We start from the raw sequence: 13,760 nt of genomic DNA on the forward strand, positions 1-13,760 counted from the left end.
CTCTTCTCATCACGATGAGTGATCGCGTAGTAGCTCATCGGTCACATTGTTCGACTCTGGAGGTCTGCCATGCCCCATGAACACGCCCGGAGGAGCCGGCTCGCCTTGGCGGATACACCCAATGCCGTCGCCCTGGCGCGGCTCCACACCGCTGACGTTCTCTCGGGCTGGGGCATCTCCTCCGACATCGTCGAGACGGCGAAGCTCCTGGTGTCCGAGCTGGCGACCAATGCCGTGCGGCACTCGGAGACGGGACGGGCGCCCGCCTTTTCGCTCGCGTCGCAGAGCAGCGTGCAGACCTTCGAGCTGCTACTGGAGGCCCTGCCGGGCGCCGTCAGGCTCTCGGTGTGGGACCGGGATGTGAGGCCGCCCGTTCTGAAGGAGGTCGGCGTCGACGCGACGGGTGGGCGCGGGATCTTCATCGTGGCGGCGATGAGCAGGGACTGGGGTCACTACCCGGCCCGTGGCCTGCCGGGCAAAGTGGTGTGGGCCGAGATCGCCCTCGCTTCCGTGAGCCCGGAGGATGACCGCGACGCTTCGGTGTCGTCCCCCGTCCGACGCGCAACGGGTGATCTCCGTGCGTCCGGGGATGAGCGGGCCGACCCGAACGTGATCGGTCGCGTACTCGTCGGCATCAAGGAACTCTGAGCGCCCGCCGACCGGATGCCTTCCGCCCGCGCAGATCGTCGCCCCGTGGCTCCGTACGGAAGTCGCCGCGTCAGGGCCTTGCGAGATGCGGCACGGGCGGGTGAACAACCAAGCACGTACTGGACCTACCTCTACGAGGACTACCCGATGACGAACTCGCTCACGACCGCGGCGGACGACCCCGATACGACGACCGTGGCAGCCACGACTCGCGCGCTGAAGCTTGTCCTGGAGTACGCCGGTCTCGGCTTCGAGCTGGGGGAGGGCGGCGCGGCAGGTGGCTGCCGTCTGCGGTTGACTCCCTCGGCCGCCCATCCCTGGACGCGCGGAGACGTGCGGGCCCACCTGCTCGCCGAAGGCATCGCCGTAGAGGTGGCACGTTGTGAACAGCCCCTGCCCGGCCCCGGCCACGAACTGCTTCTCCTCCTGCCTTCGGACGCGGAAGTCCGTTCTCTCGGGAGGCTGTTCGAAGCCCGTCTCACCGAGGCGCAGAACGCGGCACTCCAGCTGCATCGCGCACTGGCGCACATCGGCATCGAGCGGCATGTGGACATCCAGACCACGGGGGACCGGGCCCTCATCGACATCGGCATGTTCGACACGGACGCGGCCACGCAGCTGTACCGCGGTCTCGGTGGTGACGAGGCGATTCTCCGTGGTCTCGATCTTGCGGACTGGCACGACCACGAGCGGTTCGGCCGGGAACTGGAGCGGGTGATCTCCGCGACCGGGCAGGTGCCGCTCGTCGAGTCGGTGCCCACCTGCGGGCATTGCCAGGGCCGGTACGGCGGCAACCGCATCCGGCTCGACTACCTGGATCCCGACGACGCTCTGCTCCTCGCGGACGCGCTGCTCCGGGTTGCCCCACCGGCAGATCCGGCCCAGGTCCGCGGCCCCGAAAGGCGTGGGCGGCCGTAGCGGCGATGCGCGCAGGCGGCCGTCGATGTCAGGCGCGCTGGGGGGTGATGCTCACCGCGCGATAGTTGTAGCCGTCCTGCTTGAAGCCGGGTGCTTCCCAGGTGAGATCGACCTTCTGCCCCGGTGACAGCGTGCGGAAGCCGGGCGCCTGAATGTCGGAGTAGTGGCCGAAGCACCCGCCGGGTGTCTCGGGTGAGTCGAGGACACCCCAGCCCTCCTCATCCCTCCACTCACGCACCGTCGCCGTCACGACCGCCGTCTTCTTGCGGACCTCTTTACGGCGTCCCATCTGCCGCTCCTTTCACCTAGGGCGTTGTCGCCAGTTGACCGGGTGCCGGCAGGCGATGTCGAGCCATTTGTCCTTGGTGTGCCGTCCCCATCAGCACGCGGCCCGAGCCTGCCGGCGGCGCTACCTGGCGAGTTCGACCGGCTCGTCCAGTCGCGTCAGCTTCAGGGGATTCCGCACCAAGTAGACGCGGGTGATCCGTCCCTCCTCCACCACGAGGCTCACCGCCGTGGCCGGCTCGCCGTCGATCTCGATCCGGCCGCCGGACGCCCCGTTGAGCCACACGGGTGTCGTCGTGAGTGGGGCCACGTGCACCTGGTTGGTGCGCGCGAGCACGTTCGCCACGAGGTCGACCCCGTGGATCGGAGCCAGAGCGGCCGCGGCAAGTCCGCCACCATCGGCGATCAGGACCACGTCCGGCGCCATGACCTCCACAAGTTCCCGCAACTGCCCGGTACGCAAGGCGAGCAGGAACCGCTCCACCACTGCCCGCTGCTCCGACCGGCTCACCTTCACCCGGGGCTGCCGGGCCGCCACATGCTCGCGTGCTCGCCGTGCGATCTGCCGCACCGTGGCCGCGGGCTTCCCGACGGCCTCGGCGATCTCGTCGTACGGCAGCTCGAAAACCTCGCGGAGCACGAAGACCGCCCGCTCCGTCGGCCTGAGCGTTTCGAGGACGGTCAGCATCGCGATCGAGACGCTCTCCGCGAGCTCCATGTCCTCGGCGACGTCAGGGCTGGTCAGCAGTGGGTCGGGCAGCCACTCGCCGACATAGTCCTCGCGGCTGCGCGCCAACGTCCGCAGCCGGTTGAGCGCCTGCCGCGTGACGGTCCTGACGAGGTATGCCCGCGCGTCGCCCACCCGTGAGCGGTCGACCCCGGCCCACCGCAGCCAGGACTCCTGCAGCACGTCCTCCGCGTCGGCCGCGGAACCGAGCATCTCGTAGGCGACCGTGAACAGCAGGCTGCGATGGGCGACGAACGGGTCCTCGGTCATGGCGCCGACACCTCGTCGGCCGTCTCAGGACGCGCGGCCAGCGGGATCTCGCAGGCATCGGAGTATCCCTGTGAGGTGATCCCGTGCGCCGTGTTGCACCGGGCCGCCAGGTTGGCGAAGCCGATGTACACGGTGAGCTCGACCAGCGCCGCCGGGCCGAGACGGCCGAGCAGGCTCGCCGACAGCTCATCGGTGACGGTCGTCGGCGTGTTCGTCATGGCCTCGGCGTACTCCATCACCTCACGCTCCAACGGCGTGAACACCTCCGCCTCCCGCCAGCGCGGAACCTGGCTCGCCTTGGCCAGGTCCAGGCTCTGGTTCAGTGCCGCGAAGTAGTTGATGTCCAGGCACCAGCTGCATCCGACCTGCGCTGCGACGGTCATGTGTGCGAAGGTCTTGAGGCTCGCGTCGACCGCGTCCCAGGTGGCCACCTTGGCCGAGAACTCCTGGTTGGCCTCGGCGAGGGCGGGGTTGTTCCACAGCACCTCGTTGGGCTCGGGCACGGAACCGAGCTGCTTGATCAGATTCTCGCGGAGCCCGGCGGGGAGCTCTGCCTTCGGTATGCGTAGCGCCATCGTGTTCTCCCTGAACGTCTGCCTGTGTGACATGAAGACACCGCCGGGCCCACGAATGTGACAACCGCCGTCGCCACTGCGCAGAAAACGTCAGCACGCGGGTCGACCCTCGGCCGCGCTCAGGGGTGCGCTAGTAGTAGCCCTTCGTGCCGTCGAGCAGCTCCCGGACGATATCCGCGTGCCCCGCGTGCCGCCCCGTTTCCTCGACGAGGTGGATCAGTATCCAGCGGAGGTTGGCGCTGCCGTCGTGGAAGTCCGGGTGGCGGCCGATGTCGTCCAGGCCGGCCGCGGCGACGATCTCGTTGCTGCGGGCGCACTGGGCCTCGTACTCCGCGAGGAGCTCTGCGAGGGGGCGGCCGTCGGTGTGCCAGTCGGCGCTCTCGCGTGACTCGTCGAATGCGGGGTTCTGCTTCTTGTCGCCGCCGAGGAACACCACTTCCAGCCATATGTGCTCGGTCCAGCGCATGTGGGAGATCAGACCGGACATCGTCATGGCCGGTGAGGTCGGGATCACCGCGCGGTGCGCGTCCTCGTCGTTCAGCCCCTTGCATTTCCAGCGCAGGATCTGCCGTTGCAGGTCCAGCCAGCCGATGAGAGCGGTACGTTCGTCCGCTTGGCGCGGGGGGCGTTGCAGTTCCGATGACATGCCGGCGCACGCTACCAGGGAGGTCGGGAGGGGCACCCTGGATGACGGGCTCCTCCGCCGTTCACGACGTCGGCCCGGCGGCACGACGCCGGGCCGACGGCAAAGAGGCACGCGCTAGCCCGAGATCTGATCCAGCAGCCCGTACACGGCCGCGTAGGCCACCGGGGAAGCGATCACCGCCACGGCGAGGCTCAGGCCGCGCTCGCGCCAGGTGCGGGCCAGCGCCAGGGGCAGCGCGCAGGCGATCACGGCACAGGCGACGGCCTGGTCGGCGTACCCGAGCGTCAGCCAGTAGTGCAGGCACTCGCTCCCGAAGAGGCCGCCGACCGCGCCCAGGGAGCCGACGCGCCGCCACAGCCGGGGGCTGCGTCGCGACCAGGCGCCGGCCGTACCGAAGAGCGGACCGGCGACACACGCCATCACCAGCCAGACGAGGGGGAAGACGAGGCTTCCCATGCCCTCGCGGCCCAGTTCCGCGTATCCGTAGTAGCCGACGACGAGGCCGATCTCGGCGAGTGCACCGGCCACGGCGATGCGGCGGACATCGCCGACGCGCCGCGCGAGGACCGCGCCGGTGGCGAAGGCGAGCACCGACCACACCCCGCCGGAGTTCGCCAACTGGTTCCAGGACGAGGGCAGCCAGCCCTGGAGCAGGTTGGTCAGGACGCCCAGGGCGATACCGGTGGTGGCGCACACCGCTTGCGTGAGGGCCGCGTGGTCCCGACCGGCGGCGGGGCGCCCGAGGGCATGGGTCGAGGTCGCCACGGACGTGGAGGACGGGGAGGTCATGACGATGACTATACATTCAAGCTATACACGCGGTGTATAGGGGGGTGGGGCGGGAAGGGCGTGGGCGCGCGGCCGGCCCGAGGGTCCGCAAGGGCCCGCCGCCTCTCGCTCATGCGCAACCCACCTGCGGCCCTCGATGTCGGACGCGCTTGGGGGCGATGCTCACCGCGCGACAGTCGTACCCGTCCTGCTTGAAGCCGGGTGCTTCCCACTCCGAGATCCAGGCGCCCGGCTTCCGCATGCTGTCACCAGGGCCCCACTTCCTCGGCCCACCGTCGACTCCAGGCGTCCAGCGGGCTCAGCGCCTCGACGAGATCGCGGCCGAGCCGGGTGAGGTGGTAGCCGTCGCCGTGCAGGACGAGCAGGCGGGCTGCGGACAGTTCCTCGATCCGGGTGCTGAGCACGCTGGAGGACATGCGCTCGCACCGGCGCTGCAACTCGCGGAATCCGGAAGGAGCTTGGCTCAGTTCCCACAGGATCCGCATCGTCCACCGCCGTCCGAGCAGGTCGAGTGCGGCCATCACCGGGCGTCCCGATGAGGACCCCCGTACCGGCTTGCCCGGACGTGGCGCTCTGGCTTCCATGCTCACCCCTTGTGCTTCGGTTCTCGAAGCATCATAGTGATTCGAAAATCGAAGCAGGAGGTGCCGCGATGCCGCGCATCGAACCGCTCACCCCGCCCTACACCGCCGACATCGGCCGGGCGCTCCGCCGATGGATGCCGCCGGGTGTGCCGCACGAGCCGCTCGCACTGTTCCGGGTGCTGCACCGCAACCCGGAGCTGGCCTCGCGCATGTTCGTTCTCGGTGCCGGACTGCTGGGGCATGGGCTTCTCCCCGCCATGGACCGGGAGATCGTCATCGCCCGTGTGACCGCGCGATCCGGCTGCGCCTACGAGTGGGGTGTCCACGCCGCGACGCTGGCGCCGCAGACCGGGCTCACCCCGGAACTGCTCCGGGCGACTGCCCAACCCGATGCGGCAGGCAGTGGTCCATGGTCGCCACGCCACACGGCGCTGCTCCACGCGGTTGACGAACTCGACGGCACGACCCGGCTCGCACCGTCCGCCTGGGACGCCCTGCGGGCGTACTACGAAGACGATCAGGTGCTCGAACTGTTCGTACTGATCGGCTGGTACCGAACCATCAGCTGCCTGGCCAACGGGCTTCTTCTGGAGGAGGAGCCCTGGGGTACTCGTTTCCCGACGCGGTGACCGCGTTTCGCGTCAGCCCCCGAGCAGCCGGCTGCTGCGCGTCGCGAGCGGTGAGTCCGCCCCGCAGCCGACTCCCCGGGCAAGGTCGCGAACCGGCGCCGCGCTCCTTGGTGGAGGAGTGGAACGACGTACCGCTGGGGAGGAGTTGGGCACTGTCCGCAGCTTCGCACGGGGGACTTGCATGGATGCAGACATGATCACCGCTGTCGCTGCGGTAGTCGTGGCACTCGGCTCGCTCTGGGTCAGCTACACGCAGGCCCGGGACGGCAGGCGACATGGTCGGCAGTCGGTGAGGCCCTTACTTCAAATGCGTCGAGTGAAGGCGTACGAAGGTACGGAAGCGGGGCTCAACCTCATCAACGCCGGGCTCGGGCCGGCCATCGTGACGAGCTCGGTCGTACGGCTGGACGGCGAGGTCGTCGGGCCGTGGGATCACCACACACAGCAGCGCATTCTCGAACCGTTGCCGGTGCGCCCCAAGGCGTATTCCCTGCGTCCGGGCGCCGTGGTGCTGGCGGGGCAGTCCGCCTTCCTGCTGTCCCTGGACGAGTTCAGCGATGACCAGCACGCCTGGTTCTGGGATCTCGTCACTCGCCGACTGGTGATAGAGGTCGGTTACGAATCCCTGTACGGCGGCGAGAACTTCACGGTGACGCCGCCAGTCTTCTGAGCGCCCGCAGCGCGTGAAAAGGGCGCGGAGTACGGGACCGTATCCGTACTCCGCGCCCTGGTTCAGGGGGGAACAGGGGCCGCGGCGGTGGTGCGAAGGGGGGCTGCACGGGCCTTCAGGTCTGGTGACCGGGCCGCCCTCCCGCGTACCACCGCACTGGCATCGCGCCACCGCCGCGGCCTCGTCCTGCCTGCGCCGTGCAACTACCCCTCATCCGGGTGGACGCGTCGGCGCGGGCAGGGCTTGGGATGAGGTCAGTCCTCGCGGAGGGCGCGGACCGCCTCCTCCACGCGCTTGCCGTACTCGGGGTCGGCCGCGTGGAAGTGGGCGAGGTTCTTCTCGATGACGTCGTCGCGGGAGACCTGGGACAGGCCGCCGGCGATGTTGGCGATCAGGCGGGACTGCTCGTCGGCCGACATCAGCCGGTACAGCTCGCCGGCCTGGAAGAAGTCGTCGTCCTTGGTGTGGGCGGGCGCCTCGTGGGTGCCCGTCCAGCCCTGGACGGGGAGCGGGGCGGAGAGCGCCGTGTCCGTCTGGGCGGGGCCCGCGTACGAGTTGGGCTCGTAGTTCTTGTCGTGGCGCGAGCCGTACCGCGTGGCGTGGAGGCCGTCGCGGCCGTAGTTGTCCGCGGTCGTCGAGCGCGGCGCGTTCACCGGGAGCTGGGTGTGGTTGATGCCCAGGCGGTAGCGCTGCGCGTCGGCGTAGGCGAACAGGCGGCCCTGGAGCATCTTGTCCGGGGACGGGCCGATGCCGGGCACGAAGTTGTTCGGGGAGAACGCGGCCTGCTCGACCTCGGCGAAGACGTTGTCCGGGTTGCGGTCGAGGACCAGCCGGCCGACGCGCTGGAGCGGGTAGTCCGCGTGCGGCCACACCTTGGTGACGTCGAACGGGTTGAAGCGGTAGTCCGCGGCCTCGGCGGCCGGCATGAGCTGCACGTACAGCGTCCAGGACGGGTTCATGCCGCGCTCGATGGCCTGGAGCAGATCCGTCTGGTGCGAGCTGCCGTCCTTGCCGACGAGCTCGGCGGCCTGGTCGGCGGAGAGGGAACGCACGCCCTGGTTGGTCTTGAAGTGGTACTTCACGAAGTACGCGTCACCCGCGGCGTTCGTCCACTGGTAGGTGTGCGAGCCGTAGCCGTTCATGTGGCGGTACGAGGCGGGGATGCCCCGGTCGCCCATCAGCCAGGTCACCTGGTGCGTGGCCTCGGGGGCGTGCGCCCAGAAGTCCCAGACGTTGTCCGGCTCCTGACGGCCCGTGAACGGGTCGCGCTTCTGCGAGTGGATGAAGTCGGGGAACTTGATCGGGTCCTTGATGAAGAAGACCGGGGTGTTGTTGCCGACGAGGTCGTAGTTGCCGTCGTTCGTGTAGAACTTGAGCGCGAAGCCGCGCGGGTCGCGCACCGCGTCCGCGCCGCCCAGCGAGTCGGCGACGGTGGAGAAGCGCAGGAACGTCTCGGTGCGGCGGCCCACCTCGGAGAGGAAGTCGGCGCGGGTGAAGGCGGTGACGTCGTCGGTCACCTCGAAGTAGCCGTACGCGCCGGAGCCCCGGGCGTGCACCACGCGCTCCGGGATGCGCTCCCGGTTGAAGCGGGCGAGCTTCTCCAGGAGGTGCCCGTCCTGGAGGAGGATCGGGCCTCCGGCACCCGCGGTGGCGGAGTTCTGGTTGTCGGCGACCGGGGCGCCGGACTCGGTCGTAAGCACACGCTGCGTCATGGTGTCGGGGCGACCTTCCGTACGGGGAGCTGCTGAACTGCGACGGCCAGGGGGCAGAGTCCTGGGGGCGTGTCCGGAGCGTAAAGAGACCCGGGATGCGGCGTCAACAGTTTGTTGAAATTCGTGGTGGGAGGGTGTTCCGGACGATGCCGGCGCCTGGGCGCGACAGGACAGGTGTCAGCGACGGCACCGTCCGGAAGTCTGGGGGAGGGGGTGGAGCGGCCGGCGATCAGCCCTTGACGGGCTGACCCGACAGGCGCTCGACCGAGCGCAGCAGCGCCGAGTGGTCCAGGCCGCCGTCGCCCTGCGCGCGCAGCGAGGCGACGAGCTGGGCGACCACACCGCCGACGGGCAGCGCGGCACCGACGTTGCGGGCGGCGTCCGTGACGATGCCCATGTCCTTGTGGTGCAGGTCGATCCGGAAGCCCGGGGCGAAGTCCCGGTTCAGGAAGTTGTCCTTCTTGCGGGTCAGCACGGTCGAACCGGCCAGGCCGCCGTTCAGGACGTCCAGCGCGGCGGCGAGGTCCACGCCGGACTTCTCCAGGAAGACCACGGCCTCGGCGCACGCCTGGATGTTCACCGCGACGATCAGCTGGTTGGCGGCCTTCACCGTCTGGCCGGAGCCGTGCGGGCCGCACAGCACGATGGTCTTGCCGAGCGCTTCGAGCAGCGGCTTCGCGGCGTCGAAGTCGGCCTGCTCGCCGCCCACCATGATGGAGAGGACGGCCTCGATCGCGCCGGCCTCGCCGCCGGAGACGGGGGCGTCCAGGACTCGGATGCCCTTCTCGGCGGCGTTCTTCGCGAGGTCCACGGAGGTCTGCGGGGTGATCGAGGACATGTCGATCAGCAGCGCGCCGCGCTTCGTGTTCTCCAGGATGCCGTCGGGGCCGTACGCGATGGCCTCGACCTGGGGCGACGCGGGCACCATCGTGATGACCACGTCCGCGTCCTTGACCGCCTCGGCGATCGAGGAGGCGCCGGTGCCGCCGGCCGCGGCCAGACGGTCGACCTTGTCCTGCTCCAGGGTGTATCCGGTGACGTTGTAACCGGCCTTGATCAGGTTCTCCGACATGGGCGAACCCATGATGCCGAGACCGATCCACGCAACCTTGGGGAGGTTGTTGCTCATGAGGGTGCCTTCCGATCAGCGTGTACAGGGGCTCCGGGGCCTCAGCGGGCAGGCCGCGCCGCGGCCGGGAGCCAGTCGAAGGAGTCGGCGCTCGGGCGGTCGCCGGGCTTGTACTCCAGCCCGACCCAGCCCTCGTAACCGGCCTTCGTCAGCTCGTCCAGGAGCTGCTCCAGGGGGAGCGAGCCGGTGCCGGGCGCGCCGCGGCCCGGGTTGTCGGCGATCTGGACGTGTCCCGTCCTGTCGGCGTACGCGGTGATGACCTGGCTGAGGTCCTCGCCGTTCATCGACAGGTGGTACAGGTCCAGCAGGAACTTCGCGTTGCCGAGGCCGGTCGCGGCGTTGACCCGGTCGACGACCTCGATCCCGGCCGGTGCGCTCACCAGCGGGTAGCGCGGGGACTCCGGCGCGTTCAGGGTCTCGATCAGCAGCACCGCGCCGATCCGGTCGGCGGCGCGAGCCGCCAGGACCAGGTTCTCCAGGGCGAGTTCGTCCTGGGCGGCGGGGTCGACGCCGTCGACCCGGTTGCCGTAGAGCGCGTTGAGCGCCTTGCAGCCGACCGAGGCGGCGAAGTCGGCCGCCACCTCGATGTTGGCCCGGAAGCGGTCCGACTCCGTGCCGGGCACGGAGAGCGCGCCGCGGTCGGGGCCGGGGAGCTGTCCGGCGTAGAAGTTCAGGCCCACCAGCTGGGTGCCGGCGTCGTCGAGCGCCTTCTTGAGGGCGTCGAGCTCGGCCTGGTCGGGGGTGGGGGTCTCGATCCAGGGCCACCACAGCTCGACCGCCGTGAAGCCCGCCGCGGCGGCTGCCGCGGGACGCTCCAGGAGCGGGAGTTCCGTGAAGAGGATCGAAAGGTTCACATCGAAGCGCTGGTCCGGGTAGCCCATGAGGGTTTCGGCGCTCCTTCCGTATTGCGGAAGTTTGTTTCTGCTTAATGGAAGATTGCCCGCCGAGTGGCGGGGCTGTCAAGGGGGTGGCCGGAATTCGGGCCGGTCAGGAGGTCCCTACGACTCGGGGCGGCGGGTCCGGGCGGAAGCTCCGGACACGCGAAGGGGCATGCGGAGGACGGCCGAAGGGCATGCGGCAGACATGCGAAAGGCGGGGCGCAGACCCGTCGGTCTCCGCCCCGCCCGTACGTCCCGCTACCGGATCACCCGGCCGGAACCGTGTCCTGGAACGTCGTCCCCGCCGCGCGGTACGCGGCCACCTTCGCGTTCACCTGCGCCGGTGTGAGGACGTGGTCCTTCACGTGCAGCACGTAGTCGACCTGCTGGTCGTACGCGCGGGGCGTGGTGCTCGTCTGGCCGGCCAGGTCGATCAGCCACTGGTTGAAGTTGATCGACATGCCGCGCTCCGGCAGGTAGGCCGCGCCGTGCGTGCCGAAGAGCTGCCCGTCGATGTAGTACGTGATCGCGTTGTTGTCGATGGTCACCACCAGGTCGTGCCAGCCGGCGTAGCTCTGCCGGGACTCGGTGTGCTGGTTGACGGCCTCCCACGGGTCGGGGCGGTAGGTCTCCCACGAGGTCGTGTAGAGGATGTTGCCGCTCTCGCCCCAGCCGCCGTTGGGCAGGTACTCGAAGTCGTACTCGGCGTAGTCGTCCGCCATCGGCGCCTTGAGGTCGTTGATGGTGAAGAACGTCTGCACGAGGTGGTCGCCGTCCGGGCCCGACTTCGGCGCGTCGTTGAACTTGACCCGCGCCGCGTAGGTGCCGTTGCGGAACTTCATCGACTGGGTCAGGATCTCGGTCTGCTTCGTCGACTCGCCGGTGCCCGCCGTCGACGTCTCCAGGTTCATGATGGAGTTGCCGCTCTGCGTGGCGAACGTGACCTTGTCCGGCGCCCAGGTGGCGCCGGGCACGCCGGGCCCGCCCGCGTTGGAGCGGACGCTCCAGCCGTGCGCGGCGATCTGCGGGTCGCTGTGGCTGCTGTAGTTGAAGTCGTCGAAGAGGGCCGGCCCGTTCTCGCCCGGGTCCGTCGGGTCCGTGGGATCGGTCGGGTCGGTGGGATCGGTGGGGTCGTTGCCCTCGGGCGCCGTGCCCCAGACCGTGGCGCCGCCGAGCTGCGCGGTCACCTTCGACCAGTCGCCGTACGCGGTCGAGCCGGCGCCGAAGGAGTAGTCGTCGCTCTGGGTCAGCGTCTGCCAGTTCGCCCGGTAGAACCGCAGCTGCATGTCACCGGTGTCGGCGCCCGGGGCCAGCGAGCCCGCGCCCGGGGTGAAGCCGATCTCCAGATAGCGGTCGGCGGTGGAGGTCGGCTTGGCGAGGGTGCCGAACGTCCCCGTGATGTTCCCGCAGCCCTTCACCGCCCAGGAGCAGGCGAAACGGTAGACCTCGCCCACCGCGTCGCCCTTGAAGTAGTAACGGACCTTGACATCGCTGAGCTGTACCGAAGCGCTGCCGGTGTTGCGTACCTTCAGCCAGGGTTCGCTCTGGTCGGCCGTGGCCCCGGACGCGCCGGTGCGGTACTGCACGGCCAGCGGTCCACCGGCGGCGCTCGCCGTCGTGGGGACGGCGGCCAGCGCCGTACAGCCGAGCGCCACGGTGGCGGCGGCAGCGGCGGCCGCGCGCAGCCGGCTCTTCGCGAGTGACTTCATGTGCCTGTTCCTTTCGGGAACGTCGTGGGGGAGCGGGGAATCACGGGGTCGGCGCTGTTCCTGGGGATGCCGCGGTGAGCGGCCGGGGGTTCAGGGGGCGGTAGCGGACGCCGAGCGCGTCCAGTCGGGCGGTATGAGGGCCCAGGCGGGCGAGGAAGCCGGGCCAGCCGGTGTCGCCGCCCGACCAGGCGCGGTCCGCGAGGGCGCACAGCCTCGGATACGTCCGGTACTCGATCCGGTCCGGGGTGGGCGCGTACTCGGTCCACAACTGGGCCTGCGTGCCCAGCAGCCGGGAGGTGTCGGCCGCATCCCAGTCGTCGGTCAGGGAGCGGTCGCCGTGCACCGTGCGCAGGTCGACCGGCGGGCCGGGCTGCGCGAGGGGTTCGCCGGGGTCGGCGGACTCCGCGTAGTCGAGATAGGTGGCCAGGTAGTGCGCGGCGACCACCTGGTGGCCGCGGCGGGCGGCGGCGCGGGCGTGGGCCGGGTCGCGCCAGGTCATCACGGTGAAGTCCAGGGGGAGTTCGGTGCCGGTCTCCGCCCAGCCGACCGGGATACGGCCCCGCTCGGTGACGTGCGCCCCGATCCGGCCCATGAACCAGCCGTGCAGCGCCCGCGCGTCCGGCAGCCCCTCGGCGGCGGCCCGCTCCCGGGCCGCCGGGCTGTTCTCCCACTCGGTCGTCGGGCACTCGTCGCCGCCGACGTGGATGTACGGCGACGGGAACACGTCCATGACCTCGTCCAGCACGGTCCGGCAGAAGTCGAAGACCTCCTCGTGGACGCCGAACACCGTTTCGCAGACACCCCACTTGGTCCACACGCCCAGCCGCTGCGACGGGTCGTTGCCCAGCTCCGGATGGGCGGCCAGCGCCGCGCGCACATGGCCGGGCATCTCGATCTCCGGCACGATCCGCACTCCGCGCGCCGCCGCGTACTTCACGAGGTCGCGCAGCTCCCGCGTGGTGTACGCCCCCGAGTGCGGGACGCCGTCGAAGGTCTCCGGGACCCGGTCCGGGGGCCCCTGCATCGACTGGCTGCGGTGGCCGCCGATCCCGGTGAGCTTCGGGTACGCGGCGATCGGCATCCGCCAGCCCTGGTCGTCGGTGAGGTGGAGGTGCAGGGTGTTCAGCTTGTGCAGGGCCATGAGGTCCACGTAACGGCGCAGGTAGGACACCGGCTGGAAGTGCCGGGCGACGTCGAGCATCGTGCCGCGCCACGGGTGCGCCGGCACATCGCTGATCTCCACGCAGGGCAGCGTCCAGGCACCCCCGCTCCCGGCACGCGCCGAGAGCGCATCGGCCGGCAGGAGCTGGCGCAGCGTCTGGACCCCGCACAGCAGGCCGGGCAGCCGGGCCGCCCGCAGCAGGACCGTGTCCGGGCCGATGGTGAGGCCGTACCCCTCCTCGCCGAGGCCGCTGAGCTGAGGGTCCAGGGCGAGCACCACGCGGCCGGTGGCACTGGGGGCGAGGGGGAGCCCGGTGGTCGGGCCGACGAGGGTGCGCAGCAGGTCGGCGGCACCCTCCGCGCCCGGGTAGGCGCGGATGCCGGTGTCCGGGGCGAGGGTGAAGCGGCCGGGGCGGGAGGAGACCTTCCG

15 protein-coding genes are annotated in these 13,760 nt (G+C 70.2%); 4 read left to right on the forward strand and 11 right to left on the reverse strand.

Features of this window, described 5'->3' with window-relative positions:
• Window positions 1–105: 105 nt before the first annotated feature.
• Window positions 106–648: an ATP-binding protein gene (locus EAO73_RS01450; RefSeq protein WP_224756137.1), complete on the forward strand. Its 543-nt coding sequence runs from the start codon at window positions 106–108 to the stop codon at window positions 646–648.
• A 147-nt stretch (window positions 649–795) separates the two neighbouring features.
• The gene (locus tag EAO73_RS01455; protein WP_224756138.1) at window positions 796–1,566 is read left to right on the forward strand and encodes a hypothetical protein; all 771 of its coding nucleotides are present in this window, start codon (window positions 796–798) and stop codon (window positions 1,564–1,566) included.
• Window positions 1,567–1,594: 28 nt separating this feature from the next.
• Here the strand turns inward: EAO73_RS01455 and EAO73_RS01460 are convergent, their stop codons facing one another.
• The 6 genes from EAO73_RS01460 to EAO73_RS01485 all read right to left on the reverse strand — a co-directional run bounded on the left by EAO73_RS01460 (window position 1,595) and on the right by EAO73_RS01485 (window position 5,442).
• On the reverse strand, window positions 1,595–1,855 hold the full coding sequence (locus EAO73_RS01460; RefSeq protein ID WP_147969624.1) for a cold-shock protein: 261 nt from the start codon (window positions 1,853–1,855) through the stop codon (window positions 1,595–1,597).
• A 120-nt stretch (window positions 1,856–1,975) separates the two neighbouring features.
• Complete coding sequence (locus EAO73_RS01465) at window positions 1,976–2,848, reverse strand: RNA polymerase sigma-70 factor (protein ID WP_147969625.1); 873 nt, start codon at window positions 2,846–2,848, stop codon at window positions 1,976–1,978.
• Window positions 2,845–3,423, reverse strand: a complete 579-nt coding sequence (locus tag EAO73_RS01470; RefSeq protein WP_147969626.1) for a carboxymuconolactone decarboxylase family protein — start codon at window positions 3,421–3,423, stop codon at window positions 2,845–2,847. The genes EAO73_RS01465 and EAO73_RS01470 overlap by 4 nt, the downstream gene beginning before the upstream one ends.
• 130 nt (window positions 3,424–3,553) lie before the next feature.
• Window positions 3,554–4,069 (reverse strand): DinB family protein, encoded by a 516-nt coding sequence (locus tag EAO73_RS01475; RefSeq protein ID WP_147969627.1) that lies wholly within the window; start codon window positions 4,067–4,069, stop codon window positions 3,554–3,556.
• Window positions 4,070–4,183: 114 nt separating this feature from the next.
• Window positions 4,184–4,858, reverse strand: coding sequence for a DUF6518 family protein (locus tag EAO73_RS36305; RefSeq protein ID WP_224756139.1), 675 nt, complete (start codon window positions 4,856–4,858; stop codon window positions 4,184–4,186).
• 245 nt (window positions 4,859–5,103) lie between these two features.
• Complete coding sequence (locus EAO73_RS01485; protein ID WP_147969628.1) at window positions 5,104–5,442, reverse strand: winged helix-turn-helix transcriptional regulator; 339 nt, start codon at window positions 5,440–5,442, stop codon at window positions 5,104–5,106.
• Window positions 5,443–5,510: 68 nt separating this feature from the next.
• On the opposite strand from EAO73_RS01485, the gene EAO73_RS01490 reads away from it, so the two are divergent.
• Together EAO73_RS01490 and EAO73_RS01495 are read left to right on the forward strand one after the other, a co-directional pair.
• Window positions 5,511–6,071, forward strand: coding sequence for a carboxymuconolactone decarboxylase family protein (locus tag EAO73_RS01490; RefSeq protein WP_147969629.1), 561 nt, complete (start codon window positions 5,511–5,513; stop codon window positions 6,069–6,071).
• A 193-nt stretch (window positions 6,072–6,264) separates the two neighbouring features.
• Window positions 6,265–6,741, forward strand: a complete 477-nt coding sequence (locus EAO73_RS01495; RefSeq protein WP_224756140.1) for a hypothetical protein — start codon at window positions 6,265–6,267, stop codon at window positions 6,739–6,741.
• 254 nt (window positions 6,742–6,995) lie between these two features.
• Here EAO73_RS01495 and EAO73_RS01500 read toward each other — a convergent pair whose 3' ends face one another.
• From EAO73_RS01500 to EAO73_RS01520, 5 genes are all read right to left on the reverse strand, one after another.
• Window positions 6,996–8,453, reverse strand: a complete 1,458-nt coding sequence (locus EAO73_RS01500) for a catalase (RefSeq protein WP_147969631.1) — start codon at window positions 8,451–8,453, stop codon at window positions 6,996–6,998.
• A gap of 229 nt (window positions 8,454–8,682) precedes the next feature.
• A complete protein-coding gene (locus EAO73_RS01505) occupies window positions 8,683–9,582 on the reverse strand; it encodes a 2-hydroxy-3-oxopropionate reductase (RefSeq protein ID WP_147969632.1) in 900 nt (299 codons plus the stop codon).
• A 41-nt stretch (window positions 9,583–9,623) separates the two neighbouring features.
• Window positions 9,624–10,463 (reverse strand): TIM barrel protein, encoded by an 840-nt coding sequence (locus EAO73_RS01510; protein ID WP_093704824.1) that lies wholly within the window; start codon window positions 10,461–10,463, stop codon window positions 9,624–9,626.
• A gap of 263 nt (window positions 10,464–10,726) precedes the next feature.
• Window positions 10,727–12,169: a cellulose binding domain-containing protein gene (locus EAO73_RS01515; RefSeq protein ID WP_147969633.1), complete on the reverse strand. Its 1,443-nt coding sequence runs from the start codon at window positions 12,167–12,169 to the stop codon at window positions 10,727–10,729.
• A gap of 40 nt (window positions 12,170–12,209) precedes the next feature.
• The coding region (locus EAO73_RS01520) for a beta-N-acetylhexosaminidase (protein WP_147969971.1) at window positions 12,210–13,760 on the reverse strand (1,551 nt) is incomplete at its 5' end.

Origin of the sequence: Streptomyces sp. col6, from assembly GCF_008042035.1 — a bacterium.
Taxonomy (GTDB): domain Bacteria; phylum Actinomycetota; class Actinomycetes; order Streptomycetales; family Streptomycetaceae; genus Streptomyces.

Coding starts and splice junctions, on each gene's coding strand:
- EAO73_RS01455 (WP_224756138.1), top strand. CDS start 796: ATGACGAACTCGCTCACGACCGCGGCGGACGACCCCGATACGACGACC.
- EAO73_RS01460 (WP_147969624.1), bottom strand. CDS start 1,855: ATGGGACGCCGTAAAGAGGTCCGCAAGAAGACGGCGGTCGTGACGGCG.
- EAO73_RS01465 (WP_147969625.1), bottom strand. CDS start 2,848: ATGACCGAGGACCCGTTCGTCGCCCATCGCAGCCTGCTGTTCACGGTC.
- EAO73_RS01470 (WP_147969626.1), bottom strand. CDS start 3,423: ATGGCGCTACGCATACCGAAGGCAGAGCTCCCCGCCGGGCTCCGCGAG.
- EAO73_RS01475 (WP_147969627.1), bottom strand. CDS start 4,069: ATGTCATCGGAACTGCAACGCCCCCCGCGCCAAGCGGACGAACGTACC.
- EAO73_RS36305 (WP_224756139.1), bottom strand. CDS start 4,858: ATGACCTCCCCGTCCTCCACGTCCGTGGCGACCTCGACCCATGCCCTC.
- EAO73_RS01485 (WP_147969628.1), bottom strand. CDS start 5,442: ATGGAAGCCAGAGCGCCACGTCCGGGCAAGCCGGTACGGGGGTCCTCA.
- EAO73_RS01490 (WP_147969629.1), top strand. CDS start 5,511: ATGCCGCGCATCGAACCGCTCACCCCGCCCTACACCGCCGACATCGGC.
- EAO73_RS01495 (WP_224756140.1), top strand. CDS start 6,265: ATGATCACCGCTGTCGCTGCGGTAGTCGTGGCACTCGGCTCGCTCTGG.
- EAO73_RS01500 (WP_147969631.1), bottom strand. CDS start 8,453: ATGACGCAGCGTGTGCTTACGACCGAGTCCGGCGCCCCGGTCGCCGAC.
- EAO73_RS01505 (WP_147969632.1), bottom strand. CDS start 9,582: ATGAGCAACAACCTCCCCAAGGTTGCGTGGATCGGTCTCGGCATCATG.
- EAO73_RS01510 (WP_093704824.1), bottom strand. CDS start 10,463: ATGGGCTACCCGGACCAGCGCTTCGATGTGAACCTTTCGATCCTCTTC.
- EAO73_RS01515 (WP_147969633.1), bottom strand. CDS start 12,169: ATGAAGTCACTCGCGAAGAGCCGGCTGCGCGCGGCCGCCGCTGCCGCC.